Genomic DNA, 19,892 nt, shown 5'->3' with positions numbered 1-19,892 from the left:
TGGGCTGTGCTGCGGTCACTGCGGGAACTGACCCGCCTGGCGGTCACCGCGCTGGTGCTCGCGGTCGGCCTCGGTGCCGCTCTCGCCGCGACCCCACCGCCCGCCCCCACGCAGCTGCGGCCCAGTGCCGTGAGCAGCCAGGTGGCGAGTGTCCGCCCCGACGCCGGCCCGGCCAGTCAGCGGGCCGCCCAGCCCGCTGAGGCCCCGCCGGCTGGCACGCTCGATACCGCCACGGCGACCGGTCCGGTCGCGGCGGGCCCGGTGCACGTCCCGGCCATCGATCCCGGCCGTGGCTCTCCTGCACGACGCGGCCCGCCCGCCCGCTGAGCCAGGCCCGGCCATCCCCGGGGCCCGATCCCGGCTGATCCTCCCGCACGGCGCCTGAGGTTGCCGTCGACGGGACCATCCCGCCACCGAGCCGACCGGTGCTACCGGGCTTTCTGCCGCCCGTCGATACCCGCCTTCGACCGCGAGGTGCTGATCATGCAAACCATCCTCTCCGCCGTCCTGCCAGACCTCTCCCGGGCCGCCGTCATCTGGCTGAGCCTGCTCGGGGTGGTGGCCGTCGCTGTCTCCGCTCTCCTGCTGCGGCCCGGCCGGCTCCGCTTCGACCCGGGCTCCCGGATCCGCCGCGCCGCCATGCCGAGCCAACTTGAGCAGGCCCAGGAGGAGCGGGAGCAGAGCCGCTACGCGCAGGAGGTCGCGGTGGCGGCGGAGCGGGCGACCACCACCGTGCGGCGCCGCCGGGCGGAGTGGGTGGCCGCGCAGGAGGCGGTCGAGGCGGCCTGGCTGACCTACGAGGCGGCCGAGGCCGGCGTACGGCGGCTCGACGCGGCGGCGGCGATGCCGCTGCCGCACACCGCACGGACCCCCGCCGAGTACGCCGACCGCGAGCGCTACCTGCACCGGGCGGCACTGGATGCGTACTGGCGGCGGGAGCTGTCGGTGGAGCAGCTCAGCGACGTCTTCGCGCACCGCGACGGCTGGGACCCGCGACTGCACCCGGTCGAGCAGGAGCTGGTGCTCCAGCGGGCGATCCGGGACAATCTGGCGGCCCGGCACGCCGCAGCCCGCGAGCGGGAACAGACCGCGTGGCGGGCGGCGGAGTTGGCGGTGGCCGCGGCGCGCAGTCTGCGCGAGGAGGCGCACGCCGCGACCGGCCGACGGGTCGCCGAGTCGGCGTCGGTGCTGCCGCTGAGCGAGGTTGCCCGACCGGTGGGCGCGCAGCCTCGGGAGAACGTCGAGCAGACCCGGGAGAACAAGGTGACAGCACGCGGTCGTGCGACGGTGCCCGCGTTCTGAGCCGCGCGGGCTCGGGTGGGCTAGCGTGACGGCATGTCCCGACAGGCGTGGGTCCTCGTGGTGATCGCCAGCATCCTGGCGCTCGCCACACTGGTCGGTGCCGTGGTGCTGGCGGTGCGGGTGGTGCGTACCCGGCGGATGCTGACCGGGCTCGGCGCGGGCGGCAAGGTCGCCTTCTACGGGGCGCTGATCTACACGATCTTCCCGGTCGACGTGCTGCCGGACCCGATCTACCTGGATGACATGGGTGTCCTGGCCGCCGCCCTGATCTACCTGACCCGGCTGGTGCACAAACGTCGGGCGGCGGGTCGCCAACTACCCGGTCAGCCGGACGCCCCGACTGATCAGGGCCAGGTGCGCCGCCGCGTGCCATGATCGGGGTCGGTTCGGCGGACAGGGGACGGGCATGACGGGCGATCATCGGTTGGACGTGCACGATGAGCGGGTTGTCGCCTTCTGCGCCGAACGACACCTGGCGACGCTGACCACCCTCCGGGCGGACGGCACCCCGCACGTCGTACCGGTCGGGGTGACTCTCGACCCGGCGGCCGGCCTGGCCCGGGTCATCACCTCCGGCGCCTCCCGAAAGGCCCGTCAGGTGGCGGCTGCCGGCGCGGCGGGCGCAGCGGTGGCGGTGTGTCACGTGGATGGCCGCCGCTGGTTGACAATCGAGGGTCGCGCGGTGCTGCGGTCGGATCCGGCCGCCGTGGCGGAGGCGGAGCGGCGGTACGCCGAGCGGTATCGGACACCACGTCCGAATCCGGAGCGGGTGGTCATCGAGATCACCGTGACAAGGCTGTTGGGCAGCCTCTGAGCTGACCGTGTGTCCCCGCTGACCGGTTCGGGTCGGGCAGGGATGCCGCACTACCCCGGTGCCCGCTGCCGGCGGAATTCTCCGTGGAGCAGAGTGGTTACGCCCTCGGTACGCCCAGGGCCGAGACCACCGATGGTCGGCCCACGTGTTGCGCCGAGCGCCATTCCCGGTGCTGCCGCCCTCCGCTGGCCGGAGGCGCCAACCCCCGAACGGAGACTCGACAATGAACCCGATCGTCCAGAAGAGCGGTCTGTCCGTCGTCGGCCTGCTGGTCGCCGGCGGCTGCGCCCTCGGCCCTGCGGTGGCCGCGCAGGCCGCCCCGGCTCAGGCCGCCCCGGCCTCGTCGAGCCAGAACGACAGGCACGCCGAGCGGATCCTCGGCGTCGACTACCAGGCCCAGCCGAACTTCTACTACTGCGGCCCGGCCGCGACCCGGATCGCGTTGTCCGCTCAGGGCAAGGCGCTGTCCCAGGACGAGGTGGCCCGGCTGCTCGGCACCACCGAGGCGGGTACCCCCTCGGCCCTGGACACCACTCGGGTGCTGAACGAGCTGACCGGCGGCAAGTACCGGACCACGGAGATCCGTGATTCGGTGGCCCGCCCCGACCAGGTCGAGCAGCTGCGCCGTGACGTGCTGGCGGCGGTGGACGCCGGCCGCCCGGTGGTGGCCAACATCAAGGGCACGACGGTGGACACCGACGGCAACCCGCACTCGTACGAGGGTGGCCACTACCTGACCCTCGTCGGCTACCGCGACGGTGGTGACACGATCCGGGTCGCCGACCCGGCCGACCCGGCGTTGGGCGAGTACTGGATGAGCCTGCCGAAGGTCGCCAACTGGATCGCCGAGCGCGGCTACTCCTCCTGAGCATGACGGTTCACCGGGCCGGCCTCTCCCGTGCGGGGAGGCCGACCCGTCCGTCGTTACGGGCCCGGGCGGCGAGGTGCGCGCGTCGACGGGCTCGGGCGGCTCGCGTCGGTCGGGCCCGGTGCAGTTGTCGGCGGACCGGCGGGTGGATCTCCGCCTCGCCGGCTCCGGCCGCGCGGCGCACGATCCGGTTGGCGTCCTCGGGTTCGTTACCGGCGGCACGGAGCAGGTCGCTGGCCGCGGTACGCAGTCCGGTGACAAGGGATTCCCCGAAGGATTTGACCCCGCTCGCGGAGGCCCGCCCGGCCAGTTCTGCGCACTCCTCGACCAACCGGCGGGTACGTCGGGGGTCGTCACCGACCTTGCACTCCACCCGCATCTCTGCCACCGCCTGACCCAACCGGCCCATCGAATCCGGCAGCTCCGGCGGAATCGGCTCGTCGTACTGCAGTGCGGTGGTCGACCAGCGGGCCATGGCGCGGGTGTCCAGCAGCAGCCGCTCCAGGTGACCCGCGCTGCGGGCGTAGCTGTGGTACTGCTGCCGACGATGCCAGCGCACCGGGGCGATCGTCACCACCTCCTCGGCGCCGCTGAGCGCGTCGTGCAACCGGCCAAGGTCGTCGTCGGTGCCGCGGAGCCGCTCCAGGACGCCCAAGGTCCCGGCGCCGTCGCGCTCGCGCAGCGCCCGCGCCAGCTCGGCGAGTTGCTCGCAGAGGATCGTGAAGATCGGTGCCGCGGCGCGGTCCAGCACCCGCATCGGGTTGATCGGCAACAGGAGCGCGACCACGACCAAGCCGACTGCCCCACCGACGAGAGCGTCGAAGATCCGGGGCACCTCCAGGCCACGCTCCATCGGTGCCAGCGTGGCGATCAGCACTGCGGTACCGCCGGCCTGACCGACCAGCGGACCACCCTTTCCCGCCACCAGCAGTGCGGCGGCGATGGCCAGCGCCACCACCACGCCGGTCTGCCACGGACCCGAGCCGAGCAGGAATCGCAGCGTGTCCCCGATGACGATGCCGAGGGCAACGCCGCCCAACAGCTCGAAGGTCCGGCGGGCCCGCTGCCCGATGGCGGTGGCGATCGTACCGACGGCGGCGGCGGGAGCGAACACGTGTGATCCGGGGCCGAGCAGATTCTTGGCGAGCAGGGCGGCGATGGCCGCGGCCAGCCCGGCCTGGATGGAGATCACCAGGGTGACCTCCCACTGCCGGGCCCGGATCCGGCCGGCCTGCCCACCACGGTGCCGTACCCGCCGGACCGTCCGCTCGGCGGTCTCATCGAACCGCGACTGATCGCGGTCGGCGGTTGGGCGGTCGTCGGCCATGGCGGCGGTTACCCCGGCGGCGGCAGGGCAATCGTGACGGCCGGGCACCACCGCCACCGCCAGCACCACCGACCTCGTCGGACGCATCGTCAACCGTAGGTTTGTGCAGCCCCGTGCGGGTACCAGAGCCACACACCTCCCACCGATCCGCAACCGGTAAGGGGCCGTGACATGACCAATCCACCGACCACCGACGACCACGACGTCGTCGACATCCTGGTGTCCGATCATCGTGAGATCGAGGCAGTCCTCGTCGAGTTGGCGACCCGGCAGGGCACCCCCGAGCACCGCCGACGCCTCGCCGACGTGGTGATCGCCGAACTCGTCCGCCACTCGGTGGCCGAGGAGGCGTACGTGTATCCGATCGTCCGAAAGGTGCTGCCCGACGGCAACGAGATCGCCGACCGGGAGATCGCAGAGCACGCCGACGCCGAGCGGACCATGAAGGAGTTGGAGTCAGCCGACCCGTCCGACCCCCGCTTCGACGAGCTGCTCGCCCACCTGACCAGCACCGTCCGACACCACGTGGCGGAAGAGGAGAAGGAGCTCTTTCCCCGGCTGCGCGCGGCGACGGCCCGGGAGGAACTGGTCGAGATCGCTGCCCGGGTGACGACGATCAAGGAGATCGGGCCGACCCGGCCACATCCGGGGAGCCCGGAGCACCCACCGGCGAACAAACTACTCGCCCCCGGCATCGGTCTGGTCGACCGGTTGCGCGACGCGTTGAGCGGCCGGCCGACCTCGATGGACGAGCTACGCGACAAGCAACAGCGCTGACCCGCGCATCATCCGGGCCCGGCACTCCCGGGTCGCCGACGGCTCGGCGGCCCGGGAGGAACGCGCCGGGTCAGCGGACCTGGTCGCCCTCACCGGTGCGCGCCTGGGCCTGGTCCACGCCCTTGTCGATCTGATCGCCGTACTTGCCGCCGGTGCGCTTGTCGGCCATGTCGCCGGCCTTCTCCGCACCCTGGTCGACCTGCTTGTCGTGCTTGTCCGCGAAGTCCTTGGCCTTGTCCATGAAGTCACCCACGGCGTTCCTCCTCAGTCCGGTCCGTCCCCTTCGCGTTCCCTCGGCCGGACCACGCAAACGCCGCCGCTTCGGACGTGATTCGCGAACACCCGCCCACGTCACTCCGACCGACGTACGATCCGCCCGGGCGACGGCCAGCGATACTGGTGTCGGGGAACCGCCGACCGGGTACCGACCTCGTCGACATCGAGGAGGACCGACATGGCCGCAGAGGAACCCGCACCGACAGGCGGCCCCGGGCCGCGCCAGACCTGGGCGGCGCTGCCGTGGCTGGTCCGGACGGCGGTGTTGTGGAGCGCCTGCCTTGTGGTGATCGCCGCGGGGCTCTACCTGCTCGGCCAGATCGCCGTCCTGTTGGCGCCGCTGGCCATCGCGCTGGCCGCCACCATCTTCCTCACCGCGCTGCTCGACCCGGTCCTGCTGCTACTGCGCCGGTTGCGCCTGCCGGCGGCGCTGGCCGCGCTCTGCACCGTACTGCTGCTGCTCGGCATCCTGGTCGGCGTCGGCGCCCTGGTGTGGAACCTGACCGCCAGCCAGTTCGATCAGCTCAGCCAGGAGTTGACGCAGGGGGTCGAACGCAGCCGCGACTTCGTGACGTCCACCCTGCCGGTCAGCGAGGCACAGCTGGACCGGCTGGTCGACCAGGCCCGGGAAGGGCTCAGTGGCAGCTCTCCGGACCCGGTGGCCGGTGCCCGGACCGCCACCGAGGTGTTCGGCTCCGCACTGCTGGCTCTGGTGCTGCTCTTCTTCCTGCTCAAGGACGGCCGGTCGATGTGGCACTGGGTGCTGTCCCGGGTGTCCGGCCCGAACCAACCCGTGCTGGCCGAGGCCGGCCGCAACGGCTGGCAGACGTTGGGCGCGTACAGCCGGGGCACCATGTTCATCGCGGCGATCGACGCGCTGGGCATCGGGCTGGCTCTCGTGGTGCTGCGGGTGCCACTCGCCCTGCCGCTGGCGTTGATCACGTTCCTCGGCGGGTTCGTGCCGATCATCGGGGCCACTGTGGCCGGTGCGGTGGCGGTGCTGGTGGCGCTGGCCGCGAACGGTCCCACCACAGCGCTGCTCACCCTCGCGGCGGTGATCGCCGTACAGCAGATCGAGGGCAACCTGCTGGAGCCGCTGGTCATGAAGCGGCAGGTCCGACTGCATCCGGCGGTGATCCTGGTGGCGGTCACCGCGGGCACGCTGATCGCGGGCATCGCTGGCGCCTTCGTCAGCGTCCCGATCACCGCCGTCCTCTGGCGCGTCATCGACACCGTGCAACAGCGCCGCTCGGCCTCGGCTCTCCTGCCCGCAGACTGAGCATTACCGACCGAGGTGCGTGGTGAACCAGGTGCCAGCCTGATCGGCGACCTGCTCAAGGGTGCCGGGCTCCTCGAAGAGATGGGTGGCGCCGGGGATCACCCGTAGCTCGCCGACCTGCCCCAACTCGGCCAGCGCCCGCTCGTTGAGCGTGATCACCTCTTCGTCCAGCCCGCCGACCAGGAGCAACGTGGGGGTACGCACCTGGGCCAGCGCGTTCCCGGCCAGGTCCGGCCGACCACCGCGGCTGACCACGGCGGCCACCCGATCGGCGCGGGACGACGCCGCGACAAGGGCAGCGGCAGCACCAGTGCTGGCCCCGAACAGACCGATCGGCACATCGCCGGCAGGACGCTCCACCGCCAGCCAGTCGACGATCCCGGCCAGCCGGCTGGCCAGCAGCCCGATGTCGAAGCGCAGTTCGGCCGTTCGGGCGTCCACCTCGTCCTCGGCGGGGGTGAGCAGGTCCGCCAGCACCGTGCCGAGCCCACGGCCATTCAGCGTCCGGGCCACCGCCACGTTGCGCGGGCTGTGCCGGGAACTGCCGCTGCCGTGCGCGAACAGCACCACGCCGACCGGCTGGGCGGGCAGCGTCAGGTCGGCGGGGACGTGAGCGTCCCCGATCGGAATGGTCACGCTGCGCTGCTCGTCCATGCCCCACCTCCGCGTGCTCGCCGGTGGTCCGCCGGGTACCCCGCCCGCCGCCGGGCACGCACGCCGCGACCGCGTCACCGCGGGCCGTGGGGACGCCGCCGGGCCGCGTTTGCCCGCTGGGGCGTCGGGTACGCGACGAGCGACCGCAGACCGTGTCGGCGCAGCCGCGCCCCGACGGATCGCGAGGATCGCCATGGCCAAGCAGCAGATTTCCCGGCAGCAGCAGCTGACCGAGCGAACCCAGCGTGAACAGGACGCCGAGCGCAATCAGGACGTCGGGGACCAGGATTTCGGAGACCAGGCCGCTTCGGCCCGGCTGCCCGACGACCCGAAGGCGGCGGCGCCCCGGGACGCGATCGGACGTCCGTCGACCGGCGAGCCGGTCTGAGCCACCTGGGCCGGCGAGCCGGTCATGACCCACAGCGCGGGCGGGCGGGGCGGGGAGACTCCCGCCCCGCCCGTCACTGTTCGCGTTCGGGCAACCGCAGCAGCGGAGACCGGCCCGGTGGCTGCTCGGGCGGCGGACCGGACGGCTCGGCCGGCGGCACCGGTACCGTCACCGGCTCGTCGCAGGTCACCCGCAGCATCTGGTCATGGTGGCGAAGCTCCACCACGTCGTCCGGGCCGCCGTGGCGCAGCGAGTACGTCGTCTGGTGCGGTCGGACATCCACCCGCAGCGCCAACCCCCGCCACTGGAGTGAGAACTCCAACCGGCTGAGTCGGCTGGAGAGCCGGGGGGCGAAGGACAGCTCGCCGTCGTGGTCCCGTAGACCGCCGAACCCGCTGACCAGGGCGAGCCACGCGCCGGCCAACGACGCCATGTGTACGCCGTCGCGGGTGTTCTCGTTGAGGTCGTGCAGGTCCATCAGCGCGGCCTCACGCAGGTAGGTGTGCGCGAGTTCGGGGTGGCCCACCTCGGCGGCGAGCACCGACTGGGTGCAGGCCGACAACGACGAATCGCGTACGGTGCGGCGCTCGTAGTAGAGGAAGTTGCGCACCTTCTCCTCGGGGGTGAAGGCGTCCCCCCGCCAGTGCATGGCGAGGACCAGGTCGGCCTGCTTCACCACCTGCTTGCGGTACAGCTCGAAGTACGGGTAGTGCAGCAGCAACGGGTACTTCTCCGCCGGTGTGTGCGTGAAGTCCCATTCCTGGAGGCGGGTGAAACCCTCGACCTGCTGGTGGACCTCGAGCTCCTCGTCGTACGGGATGTGCATGGAAGTGGCGGCGTCCCGCCAGCTCGCGGCCTCCTCGTCGGTGACGTCGAGGTGGAACGCCTCGTCCCGGTAGCGCATGACCACGTCGGCGGCCGCGAGCAGGTTCCGCTGCGCCATCAGGTTGGTGTAGACGTTGTCGTTCTTCACTGCGGTGTACTCGTCCGGGCCTGTGACACCGTCGATGTGGAACTGCCCGTGCCGGTCGTGGTGGCCGATCGAGCGCCACAGTCGGGCGGTCTCCACCAGCAGCTCCAGCCCGATCTCCCGTTCCACCTGGGTGTCCCCGGTGACCATCACGTAGCGGCGCACGGCGTCGGCGATGTCGGCGGCGATGTGGAAGGCTGCCGTTCCGGCCGGCCAGTACCCGGATGACTCCGGGCCGCCGATCGTGCGCCACGGGAATGCCGCGCCCCGGAGGTTGAGCGTCTCGGCGCGTTCCCGCGCCGAATCCAGCGTGCTGTGTCGCCACTGCAACGCGCTGCGTACCGCGCTCGGCTGGGTGTACGTGAGCACCGGCAGGACGAACATCTCGGTGTCCCAGAAGGCGTGACCGTCGTAACCGGGGCCGGTCAGCCCCTTCGCCGAGATCGGCCGCTGCTCGGCCCGCGCGCCGGCCTGCAACACGTGGAAGAGCCCGAACCGGACCGCCTGCTGCACCTCCGGGTCGCCCTCGACCAGCACGTCGGAGGCGTCCCAGAACGCGTCGAGGTAGTTGCGCTGCTCCCGGTGCAGCCCGTCCCATCCGTCGAGGCGGGCACCGGCGAGTGCCGCGCCGACCTGGTCGCGCAGCGCCGGCAGGGAGCGGCGACTCGACCAGCTGTACGTCAGATACTTGATCACCCGCAGCTTCTCGCCGGGTTGGAGCACGCAGGCGATCGTGGTGCGCACCCAGTCCTGGTAGCCCTCGGATTCGATGGTGGTGTGGTCCGGGCCGTGCACCTCGTGCTCCATGGCGGCGGCGACCCGCAGACCGGAGACCTTGGTGCGGTGGATCAGCTGGCCGCCGTCGGGGGTGGTCAGCTCCTCCTCGGCCTGGAGCGGCGACTCCAGCACCGCCGCGACCCGCGGGTCCTTGCTCTGCGCGGGCAGCGACTCGTTCGCCACCAACTCGGACTGCACGATCAGCCGCAGCGGGCCGCCGACGGCTTCCACCTCGTAGCTGATGGCGGCCACGGACCGTTGGGTGAACGAGACGAGACGGGTGCTGCGGACCTTGACCTCCCGGCCGGCGGGCGAGCGCCAGTGCAGCTCCCGGTGCAGCGTGCCGGCCCGCAGGTCGAGGATCCGCTCGTGGGCGATCAGCTCGCCGTAACGCACGTCGAGGGGTTCGTCGTCGACCAGCAGCCGGATCAGTTTGCCGTTCGTGACGTTGACGATGGTCTGCCCGGACTCGGGGAAGCCGTAGCCCGCCTCCGCGTACGGCAACGGACGCAGTTCGTAGAACGAGTTGAGGTAGGTGCCGGGCAGGCCGTGCGGTTCGCCCTCGTCGAGGTTGCCCCGCAGGCCGACGTGCCCGTTGGAGAGCGCGAAGACCGACTCCGACTGGGCCAGCACGTCCATGTCCAGCCGGGTCTCCCGGACGTGCCACGGCTCGACCGGATAGGCGCGCTCCCGAATCATCCGGAGCCTCGTTCGGCGGCGAGCGGGTCGGTCGCGGTGCGGTGCGGTGCCGGTGGATCGGCGCTGTCGATGAGGTCGGCGAGGTCCGTCACCACGATGTCGGCGCCGTGGGCGAGCAACTCGTCGGCCTGCCCGACCCGGTCGACGCCGACCACGTAGCCGAAGCCACCGGCGCGGCCGGCGGCCACCCCGGAGAGCGCGTCCTCGAAGACGGCGGCCTGCGTCGGGTCGACGCCGAGCACCCTGGCCCCGGCGAGGAACGTGTCGGGGTGTGGTTTGCCGCGCAGCCCCTGCGCGCGGGCGACCAGCCCGTCCACCCGGGCCTCCAGCAGCGGCTCGAACCCGGCGGAGGCGACCACCTCACCTCCGTTCGCGCTGGCGGTGACCACGGCTCGGCGGAGCCCGGCGGCGGCCGCCGCCTTCAGATACCGCACCGAGCCCGGGTAGACCTCGACGCCGGCGGTCCGTAGACGTTGCAGCAGCAGGACGTTCTTGCGGTTGCCCAGGCCGTTGACGGTCTCCGCCTCCGGCGGGTCGTCCGGGCCGCCCTCGGGCAGCACGATCCCGCGGGAGGCGAGGAACGACCGGACGCCGTCGGCCCGGGGGCGACCGTCGACATAGCGGTTGTAGTCCGGGCCCGGATCGAACGGTTGGAACGGTTCGCCGGAGACCGTGGCGCGCTGGCGGAGAAACTCGTCGAACGTCTGCGTCCAGGCGGCGTTGTGTACGCGGGCGGTCTGCGTCAGCACACCGTCCAGATCGAAGAGACAGGCGGTCACGTGAGCAGGTAGGCCCAGCACGGTTCGAATCTATCCACCCTGCTGGGCCCGCAAACCCGTTTCGGCCGCCCTGAGGCATTTCAGTTCGGTCGCAGCGTCCAGATCACTGTCATCTCCGAGGTCGGCTTGCCGTCCTCGGTGGCGATCTGAACAGCGACGGGGAATTCCGGGCGCCGACCGGCGGCCAGTTCCTCGGTCACCTCGACCGCCGGCCGGCCGAGTCGCGCGGTGGCCAGCACCGGGCCCATGGCGAGTTTCCGGTAGGCGATCTCGGCCCGGACGGCCAACGGCACGGCCCGGTCGAGCAGCTGCCCGAAGGCGGCCAGCACGACCGCGCCGGAGGCCGTCTCGCCGAGGGTGAACATGGCGCCGGCGTGCGGGCCCCCGATGTGGTTGTGGGTGGCCGGCGAGTCGGGCAGCCGGACGACTGCCCGCACGCCGCCCTCCGCCTCGGGCGCCACCTCGACGAACTCGATACCGAGCGTACGAGCGAACGGCACCGCTTCCAGCATGCCGGCCGCCACCTGGCGGGAGTCGATAGTCATGGCCTGACGTTACTAACCGGTAACCAGGCCGGCAACCAGCGACTTCGCCGTCAGGGCACGGTCAGAGGTTGCCGATGATGCGCAGGATCTCCGCGTAGAAGTTGCCGTCGATGCTGCGGAAGAAGGAGAAATCCTGCCCCGGGTCGCCAAAGAACGGGCGCAACGTCCACGCCAGCTGGGTGCCGACAAAACCGAAGAGCAGGATCCAGATGTAGAGCAGGGTCATGCTGGCCGGCCGCTGCGTCGGCTCACCGCGTCGGGCCGTACGGCCGTCCCACGGGCGTTGCGCCACGTAGCCGGGCGGCAGCATGCCGGGCGGGAACGAGGCACCCGCCGGCTGACCGGCCCACTGCGTCGGAACCTGGGCCGGAGCCGTCGCGGTGGTCACGGCACCGTTCGCTGTCGACTCGGCCACTGCGGCCCCGGCCGGCACGGCGACCGGCTCGGCGCTCTGACCGGCGGCCGGAGACGGCCCGGCGGGCACCGCGGCGGGCACGGCCTGGACCGGCGCCGGGGCGCTGGCCCGCTCGTCGACAGTGACCTTGGCGGCCTCGGGCGCGAGCAGCCCGTTGTCGTTGAGCACCTGCATCCCGCTGGTCAGGAAGCGTAACCCGACCAGCGCCGACAGGGTCAGGATCGATACGTTGAGCAGCTTGAAGAAACCGTAGTCGTTGGCCGTGATCAGGAAGAAGAGGCTGATCGGCGCGAACGCCACCGCGAGCATCGAGGTGACAGTGATCGCCACCATCACCAGCGCCAACGACTGCCGCACCGAGAGCCGGGCGCCGAAGACCAGGTTGAAGAGGTAGAGCGTGGGCAGGCAGATGACCAGGGTGACCAGGAACAGCAGCGGCAGCTTCAGCGCCGAGGTCAGCGCCATCAGCGGGCTGTGGAAGAAGCCCAGCACCGCCCCGTAGCAGGCCAACGCGATGGCGGAGCTGGTCAGCATCCGCCCGGTGAGGGCGTTGAGGTCACGCTCGGCCACGATCTGCTGCCAGATGCTCTCGCGATCCCGCAGGATGCGCTCGATGACGAGCGGGCTGGGACGGTCACCCGACACGGGTGCACCCCTCTCGGTGGTCTTTCACAGTGGACTGGTGGGCAGACGGTAGGGCACGGGGTGGCGGGCCCGCCACCCCGTCCGGGTACGTCGTCAGCGCCAACCCACGTCGATCCGGTCACCGCGCTCGTCGAAGAAGTGCAGCGCGTCCATCCGTACCGAGACGGCGAGCGGGTGACCGGCGCTGACCGCCGGGTACGGCGCCAGCCGCACCGCCAACTCCGCCGGGCGGCGGTGGTGCCGGCCCGGATCGGGAAGCACGCTGGTCTGGACGCCACTGGCCTGGGCCTCCTGCGCCTCCACCGGCTTGCCGGTGAGCCGCTGCATCACCGAGCCGAAGCGGCGCAGGCCGCGCTGGCCGACCGGCGGCGGTTCGAGCGGGGCACCCATCTCGTCGACCACGATCGCTGTCGCGCCGATGTCGAGGAACGCCAACGACTCGTGCCCGTGGTGCTCCAGGTAGCGGATGCGCCCACGCAGCACGTCGCCGGGGCTGTCCGGTGCGACCGGAGTGAGCGCCTCGGCTCGCATGCCGACCACGATCCGCTCACCGTGGTAGTGCGCCACCGCCCGACTGCGGATGTCGTTCCAGGGCAGGTAGAGCGACTGGTCACCGAGGTTGAGGGTGACGTACCGGTCGAGATGGACGTAGACCGACGCCTCCAGCAGATTCATCCGTGGGCTGCCCAGGAACGCCGCCACGTAGAGCGTCGCCGGCCTGCCGTAGACCTGGGTCGGTGTGCCCACGTCCTGGAGCACGCCGCGGCGCATGATGGCCACCCGGTCGGCCATGGTGAGCGCCTCGGCCTGGTCGTGCGTGACGTAGACGGTGGTGACGCCCAGCTCGCGGGTAAGGCCGGAGATCTCCGCACGCAACTCGGCCCGCAGGCCGCTGTCCAGGTTGGACAACGGCTCGTCCATCAGGAACAGGCCGGGCCGGCGGACGATCGCGCGCCCCATCGCCACCCGCTGCCGCTGCCCGCCGGAGAGCTGACCCGGCTTGCGGGCCAGCACGTCACCGATGCCCAGCGCGCTCGCCACGTCGCTGACCCGTTCGCCCCGCGGCTCGGGCTCGACCCCGGCCAGCCGCAGCGGAAACGCGATGTTGTCGCCAACTGTCATGTGCGGGTAGAGGGCGAAGTCCTGGAAGACCATGGCGATCCTGCGGTCCCGTGGGGGCAGGTCGTTCGCCACCTCCCCGTCGAGCATTACCGCGCCGGTGGTCGGCTCCTCCAACCCGGCGATCATCCGCAGCACAGTCGACTTGCCGCACCCGGACGGCCCAAGCAGCACCATGAACTCGCCGTCGTTCACATCCAGGTTGATGCTGTCGACGGCCAGCGTGCCATCCCGGAAAACCTTGGTCACATCCTTGAGCGTGACGGTGCTCACCGTCTTCCCCCCCAGCGCGCGTCGACCGAACCCCACAAGACTGTGACCAGGATCATGGGTTTGTGACATCGGGTAAACGTCTCATGTTCGATCGATGACACTGCTATTACACGACAGAAACCGCGATCAGCAGCGCGTGGACCGCTCGCCCGGCTCCCCGAGGAACACCTGCCGCACCACCCGCTCCGCCGCCCGCCCGTCGTCCAACGTGCAGAACCGGGCCCGGAAATGCTCGCGGGCCTTGGTCGCCGCGTCCGAGCGCACCCCGTCGGTACGAAACAGGTCGAGCAGATCGTCGAAAGTGGATGCTACAGCGCCCGGCGGTTCGGCGGTGACGTCGAAGTAGACCCCCCGGGCCAGCCGGTACGCCTCCCAGTCCGGGGTGTAGAGCACTATCGGCCGGTCCAACACGGCATAGTCGAACATGGCCGACGAGTAGTCGGTGACCAGCACATCCGCCACCAGGTAGAGATCCTCCACCCGTTGATGGCCACTGACGTCACGAACCCGCTCCCAGTCCCTCGGCTGGCCGAGGCGTCGATCACGGTCGTGGAAGTAGTGGCTGCGCATCAGCAACCGGCCCGAGTCACCCAGCGCCTGGACGAACCGGTCCGGGTCGAACGGCGGCCGGTAGCCGGGCAGGTGCTCGCGGTGCGTCGGGGCGTACAGGACGACAGGCTCGTCGGGGTCGAGGCCGAACTCCGCGCGGAGTCGGCGCACCTCGGCCGGGCTGGCGGTGACCAGGCGGTCGTTGCGCGGGTACCCCACCTCCAGCGTGGTGTACGTGGCCGGGTACGCCCGGTCCCACATCTGGGTGGAGAAGCTGTTGGCGCTGACGCTGTAGTCCCAGCGGTCCACCCGGCGCAGCAGCCCGGCGAAGTCCATCCGGCCCGCACCGATCGGGTAACGCTGTTGATCCAGCCCCATCACCTTGACCGGCGTGCCGTGGTGGGTCTGCACGTGCACCTGCTCCGGCCGTTTGCGGACGAAGTCCGGAAAGTTGACGTTGTTGACCAGCCATCGGGCGCGGGCGAGCACCCGGTAGTACGCCGGCGTGCCGGCCACCACGTACTCCACTCCGGCCGGCACGGTGTCCACCCGGTCCCGGCGCACCACCCACACCCCGCGCACCCCCGGCGCCAACCGGCGGGCGACCTCGTAGATGGCCGCCGGGTTGCAGGAGTAACCCCGGTACCAGTACGCCGCGTACACCGCGAGCGTCGGGTCGACCGGCCGCCGCAACTCGGTCCGGTAGTACTCGCGCAGCAGCCCGTCCCGGGTCAGCCGGGCACCGCGCCGGGCGACCGGGCCGACAGTGCGGCGCGCGGTGCGGGCCCGCCGGCGGGCGGCGTCGCGGGCTCGGCTGGCGGCCCGCAACGCGCTGAAGGTGCGCCACCGGCCGGAGGCGACCAGCTTGTGCTTGATCCCCTCGACCCCGTCCGGTACCGGATAGCCGCCGGCCGGCAGCCAACGCTCGTAGTCGGCGGTGATCTGCGCGAAGAACGCCTCCCGCAACTCCGGCGCGATCCGCTGGCCGTTACCGAGCACTGTCAGGTAGTGCCAGATCATCCGTTCGAAGACCGCCGGACGCAGGGCCTCGGTCGCCGGCCCCCACGAATCCATCAGGTGGAAGACCCGGTGCCACTGCGGGAAGACCTCGAAGTGCCGGTCACCCCGGGTCCGGGTGATAGCGCCGGCGCGGCGTTGGCGGTAGTTGACGCAGACCCGGTCCAGTACGCCGATCCGGTGCGCGGCCATCAGCACCGGGTAGCTGAACGAAACGTCCTCGTACCAGCCGGGCGCGAAGCGCAGCCCCAGGTCGGCGAGGAACTCCCGACGGACCAGCCGGTTCCACGCGGTGTGCAGCAGGTGCATCGCCTGCGGCCGGTCCCGCAGGCGGAAGGTGCCTGGGCCGGGCGACTCCGGAAACACCTCGGCCATCGCGCTGCGGGTGGCGGTGTCGTTCCAGTGGGTGCGGACGTGGTCGACCAGCAGGACGTCCGGGCGGGTGGACCGCAACCGTTCGGCGACCTCGGTCAGGCACTCTGGCGCCAGCCAGTCGTCGCCGTCGAGGAACCACACGTACTCGCCGACGGCCCGGTCCAGCCCGATGTTCCGGGCCGGACCGAGGCCGACGTTCTCCGACAGCCGGACCGAGTGCACCCGCTGGTCTCGGGCCGCGTACTCGTCGATGATGTCGCCGCTGGCGTCCGGCGAGCAGTCGTCGACGGCGATCACCTCGATGTCGGTCTCCGGCTGACCGAGGATGGAGTCCAGGCACTCCCGCAGGTATCCCTGCACCCGGAAGGCCGGCACCACGAAGCTGATCAGAGTCATCCGGCCGCCCTCCGTCAGCGCGGCGCGGCACCTCCAGCGCCCGCCGGCGCCACCGACGCCCGCGCGCTACGGGCCGGTCGCACGAACCAGGCCAGGACGACGCTCACCACGAAAACCACGAGAAGGTACGCACCGAGTGTAGCCAGTCCGATACCCGCAATACCGGCGATCGCCGCGAGGGCCAGCAGCACCGAGCGCCCCTCCCAGCCCAGCGTCGCCGCGTGCAGGGGCGGTGCCGCCTGTCGCTTCTCCAGCCGGGCGGTCAGGTCGTAGTGGTGCACGGTGAGCACGAAGACGTACCCGAAGATCAGCCAGCCAGGCGCTCCGCCGACCACCCCGACCGCGATGGCGAACAGGTACTCGGCGGCCCGCAACGCCGCGGGCACCAGCCAGTCCAGCGGACCGTTGTGCGCCGCCCCGGCGCCCAGGCCGCCGACCAGCAGCACCAGCAGCGCCACCGGCACCGCCCAGCGCAGCCCCCCGGGCGCGTCGCTCAGCAGCGCCCCGACCAGCAGCACCGCCGGGCCCAGCGCGGCGACCACCGCCAGGGTCAGCGGCCCCATCGGGCGGACCACAGGCAACCAGCGGGCCAGCGGTCCGTCGTCGCGGTGCAGTGTGGCGTCGACAGTGTCCAGCACCGGCACCCACATCCAGCGGGCCCGCAGCGTCCGCAGCGCCCCGGTGTACGCGAACGCCAGCACCCCCCAGACCAGCACGGCGATGAGGCTGACCAGCGGGTTGAACAGCGCCACCGTCAGCGCGATCAGCGCCCACCGCTCACCGATCGGGAAGACCACCGTCCGCTTCAGCCAGTACGACACCGACCCGGTGTCCGCCTGCACACGTGTCGACGCCGCGTTGAGCCGGTCACCGATCCCGCCGCTGGCGTTCGTCGCCGTACGCGGGCGACGGGCTGCCTCGTCGTGCAGCACCCCGTACCAGGTGTCGGTCATGTGCCGGACGGTCTGCAACGTCATCGCGGCGATCGCGAGCGCCCACCCGTTGCCCAGCCCGGCGTGGCTCACGCCGAAGCCCAGCCCGGCGTAGACCAGGTACTCCTTGGCCCGGTCCGCCATGGTGTCCAGCCAGCCACCCCAGGCGCTGAAGTGCCGGGTGTAGCGGGCCAGTTGGCCGTCCACGCAGTCCAGCACGAAGCCCAGGTAGAGCAGCACCGCGCCACCGACCAGCGCGGGCCGCCCACCGACCCCGAACAGCACCGCCGCGCCCAACGCGAAGAGCACCGAGATCACCGTCACCCCGGTCGGGGTGAGCCGGAGCCGGGCCGAGAGCCGGACCACGTACGGCGACCAGGTGCTGACGAAGTAGGTGGAGAAGAAGTCGTCCTTCTCCTTCACCGACAGCCGCAGCTCGGCCCGGTCCTCGTCGACAGCTGTCACCGTCGCCTCGGCGGCGGTCAGCCCGGCCTGGTCCTCGACCCGGTGGGCGACGAGCAGGCGTACCCGCTGGGCGAAGATCAGGGTGCCGAGCGCCGCGAGACCCGCGAAGAGCCGGTCCACGGCGGACCCGGGGCCACCGGCCGCTACCGACCCTCCGGAGCCGGTTCCGCCGGTCGCCGGCAGCGGCGCCACGTCGCCGGCCGGGCCGATCGGGGCGGCGACGGGGAGCATCCCGGACGCGGCGGCCCGGGCGGCGGCCGCGAGGGTCGGCAGGTCGTCCACGCCTACCCGCAGCGCGCCGCCGAACACGCCGGTGGCGGCCCCGTCGAGGGCATCCAACGCGCCGGCGTCGACCACCTGGCCGCGCTCCTCGCGTACAGCGGTCCGACCGGGCACCGGCGGGTCGCCGAGCACCAGCGCCACTGTGGGGCCCACCGGGCTGGTGGCCAGGTGCCGCAGTACGGCGGTGTGCGCGACCAGGTCCGTGCCGGTGATCAGCACCGGGGCGGTCGCGCCGGTGACCAGGTCGGACAGCTCGTCGAGGTTGGCGGCGAAGCGCACCTCGTCCGCCCCGGCCAGGCGCAACTGGGCGGCCAGCCGGTCGGCCAGCGGCTCACCGGTCGCAGTGGTCAGGCCCGCCGCGGGCATCCCGGCGGCGAGCACGATCGCGAGCGTCACCGCGGGACCGCGGCGTGGTACGCGTCGAGCGCCTCGGCGATGGTGCCGTCGAGAGTCAACCGGCCCGCGTCGAGGTACAACCCCCGACGGCAGAACCGGGTCAGGTCCTTTTCGTTGTGTGACACCAGCACCAGCGTGCGCCCCTCCCCGAGCAGACGATCAATAGTCGCGTAACACTTCTTGCGGAACTCCGCGTCCCCGACCGCAGTCACCTCGTCCATCAGCAGGATCGGATGCGGCAGGTGCGAGATGATCGCGAAGCCCAGCCGCACCTTCATCCCCGACGAGTAGTGCCGCACCGACGTGTCGATGGCCCGTTCCACCTGCTCACCGGCGAACTCGACGATCTCGTCGAAGTGCCGCTTCAGGTAGCTCGTCGACAGTCCGTGCAGCCCACCGACCAGGTGCAGGTTCTCCCGCCCGGTCAGGTCGTTGGAGAAACCAGCGGACAACTCCAGCAACGGCGCCACCGCGCCGTGCACCCGGATGCCGCCCTCGTCCGGTATGAGCACCCCGGCGATCAGCCGCAGCAGTGTGCTCTTGCCCGTGCCGTTGCGTCCGATCACGCCGACCGTCTCGCCGGGCTCGATGGTGAACGACACGTCCCGCAACGGCCAGAACTGGCCGGGCAACGCGCCACGGGCGCCCCGGTGGATGAACAGCTCCCGCAGCCGTAGCTGGCGGCGACGGTTGCGGACGAACCGAATGCCCAGGCCGTCGGCCTCGATGATCGGCGCGGCCACCTCAGAGCTCCTTGAGCACGGCGGGCTCCAACCGGCGGAACGACCACCAACCGGCGGCCAACACCAGCGCGCTGCCGACGATCGTGGTGGCGAGCAGCCGGGCGTCCGGGAACTCGTCCGGATACCAGATCGCGTGGTGCAGTTGGAAGATCCCGACCAGCGGGTTCAGCTCGTACACCACCTTCAACCAGCCGGGCAGCCCGGACTCTCGGACCAGGCTGAGCGGATAGATGATCGGCGTGGCGTAGAAGAGCACCCGGATGATCAGCCGCATCAGCCGTTCCACGTCGCGCATCAGCACGTTCCACGCGGACAGCAGCAGGGCGAGCCCGGTCAGCAGGACGGCCTGGACGGCCACCGCCAGCGGCAGAGAGAGCAGCGACCAACCGGTGTGGATCCGACCGTGCACCGCGTAGATCACCGCGATGGCGATCAGGATCGGCAGGCCGGCCGCGTACTCGGCGAACCGGCCGGTGACCCTGCCGATCGGAAAGACCTGACGCGGCACGTTCATCGTGGTGATCAGCCGGGACTGGCCGGTCAGCGCGTTCGTCGCCTCACTCAGCGCCGAGCTGGTCCACATCCAGGCGAAGATGCCGGTGATCAGGAACAACGGGTACGACTCGGCCGCCTCACCGAGGTGCCGACCGGTGTCGGAGGAGTAGAGCACCCCGAAGACGAACCAGTAGATGGCGCCCATGCCGAGCGGCTCGATCAACGACCAGAAGTAGCCAAGCACCGACTGCTGGTACTTGACCGCGAGATCCCGCCTGACCAGGATGCGCAGCGAGTTGCGGTGCGACCACAACGCCGCGACGCCAGAGGTCACC

20 protein-coding genes are annotated in these 19,892 nt (G+C 71.4%); 8 read left to right on the top strand and 12 right to left on the bottom strand.

Going from position 1 to position 19,892, the window contains the following annotated elements:
- Positions 1 to 6: 6 nt before the first annotated feature.
- The 5 genes from AB0C19_RS24870 (at position 7) to AB0C19_RS24850 (ending at position 2,984) form a co-directional block, all read left to right on the top strand.
- Positions 7 to 327, top strand: coding sequence for a hypothetical protein (locus AB0C19_RS24870; RefSeq protein ID WP_357189130.1), 321 nt, complete (start codon positions 7 to 9; stop codon positions 325 to 327).
- 156 nt (positions 328 to 483) lie between these two features.
- On the top strand, positions 484 to 1,302 hold the full coding sequence (locus AB0C19_RS24865) for a hypothetical protein (protein WP_357189127.1): 819 nt from the start codon (positions 484 to 486) through the stop codon (positions 1,300 to 1,302).
- Between the two features lie 33 nt (positions 1,303 to 1,335).
- Positions 1,336 to 1,677, top strand: a complete 342-nt coding sequence (locus tag AB0C19_RS24860; protein WP_357189124.1) for a YkvA family protein — start codon at positions 1,336 to 1,338, stop codon at positions 1,675 to 1,677.
- 31 nt (positions 1,678 to 1,708) lie between these two features.
- Entirely contained in the window at positions 1,709 to 2,116 is a 408-nt protein-coding gene (locus AB0C19_RS24855) for a TIGR03618 family F420-dependent PPOX class oxidoreductase (protein ID WP_112639689.1), read from the top strand.
- A gap of 223 nt (positions 2,117 to 2,339) precedes the next feature.
- Positions 2,340 to 2,984, top strand: a complete 645-nt coding sequence (locus AB0C19_RS24850) for a C39 family peptidase (RefSeq protein ID WP_091395184.1) — start codon at positions 2,340 to 2,342, stop codon at positions 2,982 to 2,984.
- Positions 2,985 to 2,994: 10 nt separating this feature from the next.
- Here the strand turns inward: AB0C19_RS24850 and AB0C19_RS24845 are convergent, their stop codons facing one another.
- A complete protein-coding gene (locus tag AB0C19_RS24845) occupies positions 2,995 to 4,398 on the bottom strand; it encodes an FUSC family protein (protein ID WP_357189120.1) in 1,404 nt (467 codons plus the stop codon).
- An 84-nt stretch (positions 4,399 to 4,482) separates the two neighbouring features.
- On the opposite strand from AB0C19_RS24845, the gene AB0C19_RS24840 reads away from it, so the two are divergent.
- Positions 4,483 to 5,088, top strand: coding sequence for a hemerythrin domain-containing protein (locus AB0C19_RS24840; protein ID WP_357189117.1), 606 nt, complete (start codon positions 4,483 to 4,485; stop codon positions 5,086 to 5,088).
- Positions 5,089 to 5,158: 70 nt separating this feature from the next.
- On the opposite strand, the gene AB0C19_RS24835 is transcribed toward AB0C19_RS24840, so the two are convergent.
- A complete protein-coding gene (locus tag AB0C19_RS24835) occupies positions 5,159 to 5,341 on the bottom strand; it encodes an antitoxin (protein WP_091395189.1) in 183 nt (60 codons plus the stop codon).
- 201 nt (positions 5,342 to 5,542) lie between these two features.
- On the opposite strand from AB0C19_RS24835, the gene AB0C19_RS24830 reads away from it, so the two are divergent.
- The gene (locus AB0C19_RS24830) at positions 5,543 to 6,643 is read left to right on the top strand and encodes an AI-2E family transporter (protein ID WP_357189114.1); all 1,101 of its coding nucleotides are present in this window, start codon (positions 5,543 to 5,545) and stop codon (positions 6,641 to 6,643) included.
- A 3-nt stretch (positions 6,644 to 6,646) separates the two neighbouring features.
- Here the strand turns inward: AB0C19_RS24830 and AB0C19_RS24825 are convergent, their stop codons facing one another.
- The gene (locus AB0C19_RS24825; RefSeq protein ID WP_357189110.1) at positions 6,647 to 7,297 is read right to left on the bottom strand and encodes a dienelactone hydrolase family protein; all 651 of its coding nucleotides are present in this window, start codon (positions 7,295 to 7,297) and stop codon (positions 6,647 to 6,649) included.
- A 193-nt stretch (positions 7,298 to 7,490) separates the two neighbouring features.
- Here AB0C19_RS24825 and AB0C19_RS24820 point away from each other — a divergent pair, with 193 nt between their 5' ends.
- Positions 7,491 to 7,685, top strand: coding sequence for a hypothetical protein (locus tag AB0C19_RS24820; protein WP_091395197.1), 195 nt, complete (start codon positions 7,491 to 7,493; stop codon positions 7,683 to 7,685).
- Between the two features lie 73 nt (positions 7,686 to 7,758).
- Here AB0C19_RS24820 and AB0C19_RS24815 read toward each other — a convergent pair whose 3' ends face one another.
- The 9 genes from AB0C19_RS24815 to AB0C19_RS24775 all read right to left on the bottom strand — a co-directional run bounded on the left by AB0C19_RS24815 (position 7,759) and on the right by AB0C19_RS24775 (position 19,891).
- Positions 7,759 to 10,131 (bottom strand): glycoside hydrolase family 65 protein, encoded by a 2,373-nt coding sequence (locus AB0C19_RS24815; protein ID WP_357189106.1) that lies wholly within the window; start codon positions 10,129 to 10,131, stop codon positions 7,759 to 7,761.
- A complete protein-coding gene (locus tag AB0C19_RS24810) occupies positions 10,128 to 10,931 on the bottom strand; it encodes a beta-phosphoglucomutase family hydrolase (RefSeq protein WP_357189103.1) in 804 nt (267 codons plus the stop codon). Before AB0C19_RS24810 ends, AB0C19_RS24815 begins: the two co-directional genes overlap by 4 nt.
- Before the next feature lie 59 nt (positions 10,932 to 10,990).
- Positions 10,991 to 11,455 (bottom strand): DUF4442 domain-containing protein, encoded by a 465-nt coding sequence (locus AB0C19_RS24805; protein ID WP_357189100.1) that lies wholly within the window; start codon positions 11,453 to 11,455, stop codon positions 10,991 to 10,993.
- A gap of 61 nt (positions 11,456 to 11,516) precedes the next feature.
- Positions 11,517 to 12,515, bottom strand: a complete 999-nt coding sequence (locus AB0C19_RS24800) for a hypothetical protein (RefSeq protein WP_238683792.1) — start codon at positions 12,513 to 12,515, stop codon at positions 11,517 to 11,519.
- Between the two features lie 93 nt (positions 12,516 to 12,608).
- A complete protein-coding gene (locus AB0C19_RS24795; RefSeq protein ID WP_357189096.1) occupies positions 12,609 to 13,907 on the bottom strand; it encodes an ABC transporter ATP-binding protein in 1,299 nt (432 codons plus the stop codon).
- Positions 13,908 to 14,033: 126 nt separating this feature from the next.
- Positions 14,034 to 16,244: a bifunctional glycosyltransferase family 2 protein/CDP-glycerol:glycerophosphate glycerophosphotransferase gene (locus tag AB0C19_RS24790; RefSeq protein ID WP_357189092.1), complete on the bottom strand. Its 2,211-nt coding sequence runs from the start codon at positions 16,242 to 16,244 to the stop codon at positions 14,034 to 14,036.
- 14 nt (positions 16,245 to 16,258) lie between these two features.
- On the bottom strand, positions 16,259 to 18,289 hold the full coding sequence (locus AB0C19_RS24785) for a DUF5941 domain-containing protein (protein ID WP_357189183.1): 2,031 nt from the start codon (positions 18,287 to 18,289) through the stop codon (positions 16,259 to 16,261).
- Between the two features lie 26 nt (positions 18,290 to 18,315).
- Positions 18,316 to 19,062, bottom strand: a complete 747-nt coding sequence (locus AB0C19_RS24780; protein WP_238683795.1) for an ABC transporter ATP-binding protein — start codon at positions 19,060 to 19,062, stop codon at positions 18,316 to 18,318.
- Position 19,063: 1 nt separating this feature from the next.
- The gene (locus tag AB0C19_RS24775; protein WP_357189088.1) at positions 19,064 to 19,891 is read right to left on the bottom strand and encodes an ABC transporter permease; all 828 of its coding nucleotides are present in this window, start codon (positions 19,889 to 19,891) and stop codon (positions 19,064 to 19,066) included.
- Position 19,892: the final 1 nt, after the last annotated feature.

Source organism: Micromonospora sp. NPDC048842 (assembly GCF_040649935.1).
Taxonomy (GTDB): domain Bacteria; phylum Actinomycetota; class Actinomycetes; order Mycobacteriales; family Micromonosporaceae; genus Micromonospora; species Micromonospora hortensis.
Note: the sequence above shows the minus strand (reverse complement) of the source record. Positions and strands in the feature narration are given on the sequence as shown.

What these genes read in the sequence shown, in the direction of transcription:
- AB0C19_RS24865 (WP_357189127.1), top strand. Translation starts at nt 484, where the DNA reads ATGCAAACCATCCTCTCCGCCGTCCTGCCAGACCTCTCCCGGGCCGCC.
- AB0C19_RS24860 (WP_357189124.1), top strand. Translation starts at nt 1,336, where the DNA reads ATGTCCCGACAGGCGTGGGTCCTCGTGGTGATCGCCAGCATCCTGGCG.
- AB0C19_RS24855 (WP_112639689.1), top strand. Translation starts at nt 1,709, where the DNA reads ATGACGGGCGATCATCGGTTGGACGTGCACGATGAGCGGGTTGTCGCC.
- AB0C19_RS24850 (WP_091395184.1), top strand. Translation starts at nt 2,340, where the DNA reads ATGAACCCGATCGTCCAGAAGAGCGGTCTGTCCGTCGTCGGCCTGCTG.
- AB0C19_RS24845 (WP_357189120.1), bottom strand. Translation starts at nt 4,398, where the DNA reads ATGCGTCCGACGAGGTCGGTGGTGCTGGCGGTGGCGGTGGTGCCCGGC.
- AB0C19_RS24840 (WP_357189117.1), top strand. Translation starts at nt 4,483, where the DNA reads ATGACCAATCCACCGACCACCGACGACCACGACGTCGTCGACATCCTG.
- AB0C19_RS24830 (WP_357189114.1), top strand. Translation starts at nt 5,543, where the DNA reads ATGGCCGCAGAGGAACCCGCACCGACAGGCGGCCCCGGGCCGCGCCAG.
- AB0C19_RS24825 (WP_357189110.1), bottom strand. Translation starts at nt 7,297, where the DNA reads ATGGACGAGCAGCGCAGCGTGACCATTCCGATCGGGGACGCTCACGTC.
- AB0C19_RS24820 (WP_091395197.1), top strand. Translation starts at nt 7,491, where the DNA reads ATGGCCAAGCAGCAGATTTCCCGGCAGCAGCAGCTGACCGAGCGAACC.
- AB0C19_RS24815 (WP_357189106.1), bottom strand. Translation starts at nt 10,131, where the DNA reads ATGATTCGGGAGCGCGCCTATCCGGTCGAGCCGTGGCACGTCCGGGAG.
- AB0C19_RS24805 (WP_357189100.1), bottom strand. Translation starts at nt 11,455, where the DNA reads ATGACTATCGACTCCCGCCAGGTGGCGGCCGGCATGCTGGAAGCGGTG.
- AB0C19_RS24790 (WP_357189092.1), bottom strand. Translation starts at nt 16,244, where the DNA reads ATGACTCTGATCAGCTTCGTGGTGCCGGCCTTCCGGGTGCAGGGATAC.
- AB0C19_RS24785 (WP_357189183.1), bottom strand. Translation starts at nt 18,289, where the DNA reads ATGCCCGCGGCGGGCCTGACCACTGCGACCGGTGAGCCGCTGGCCGAC.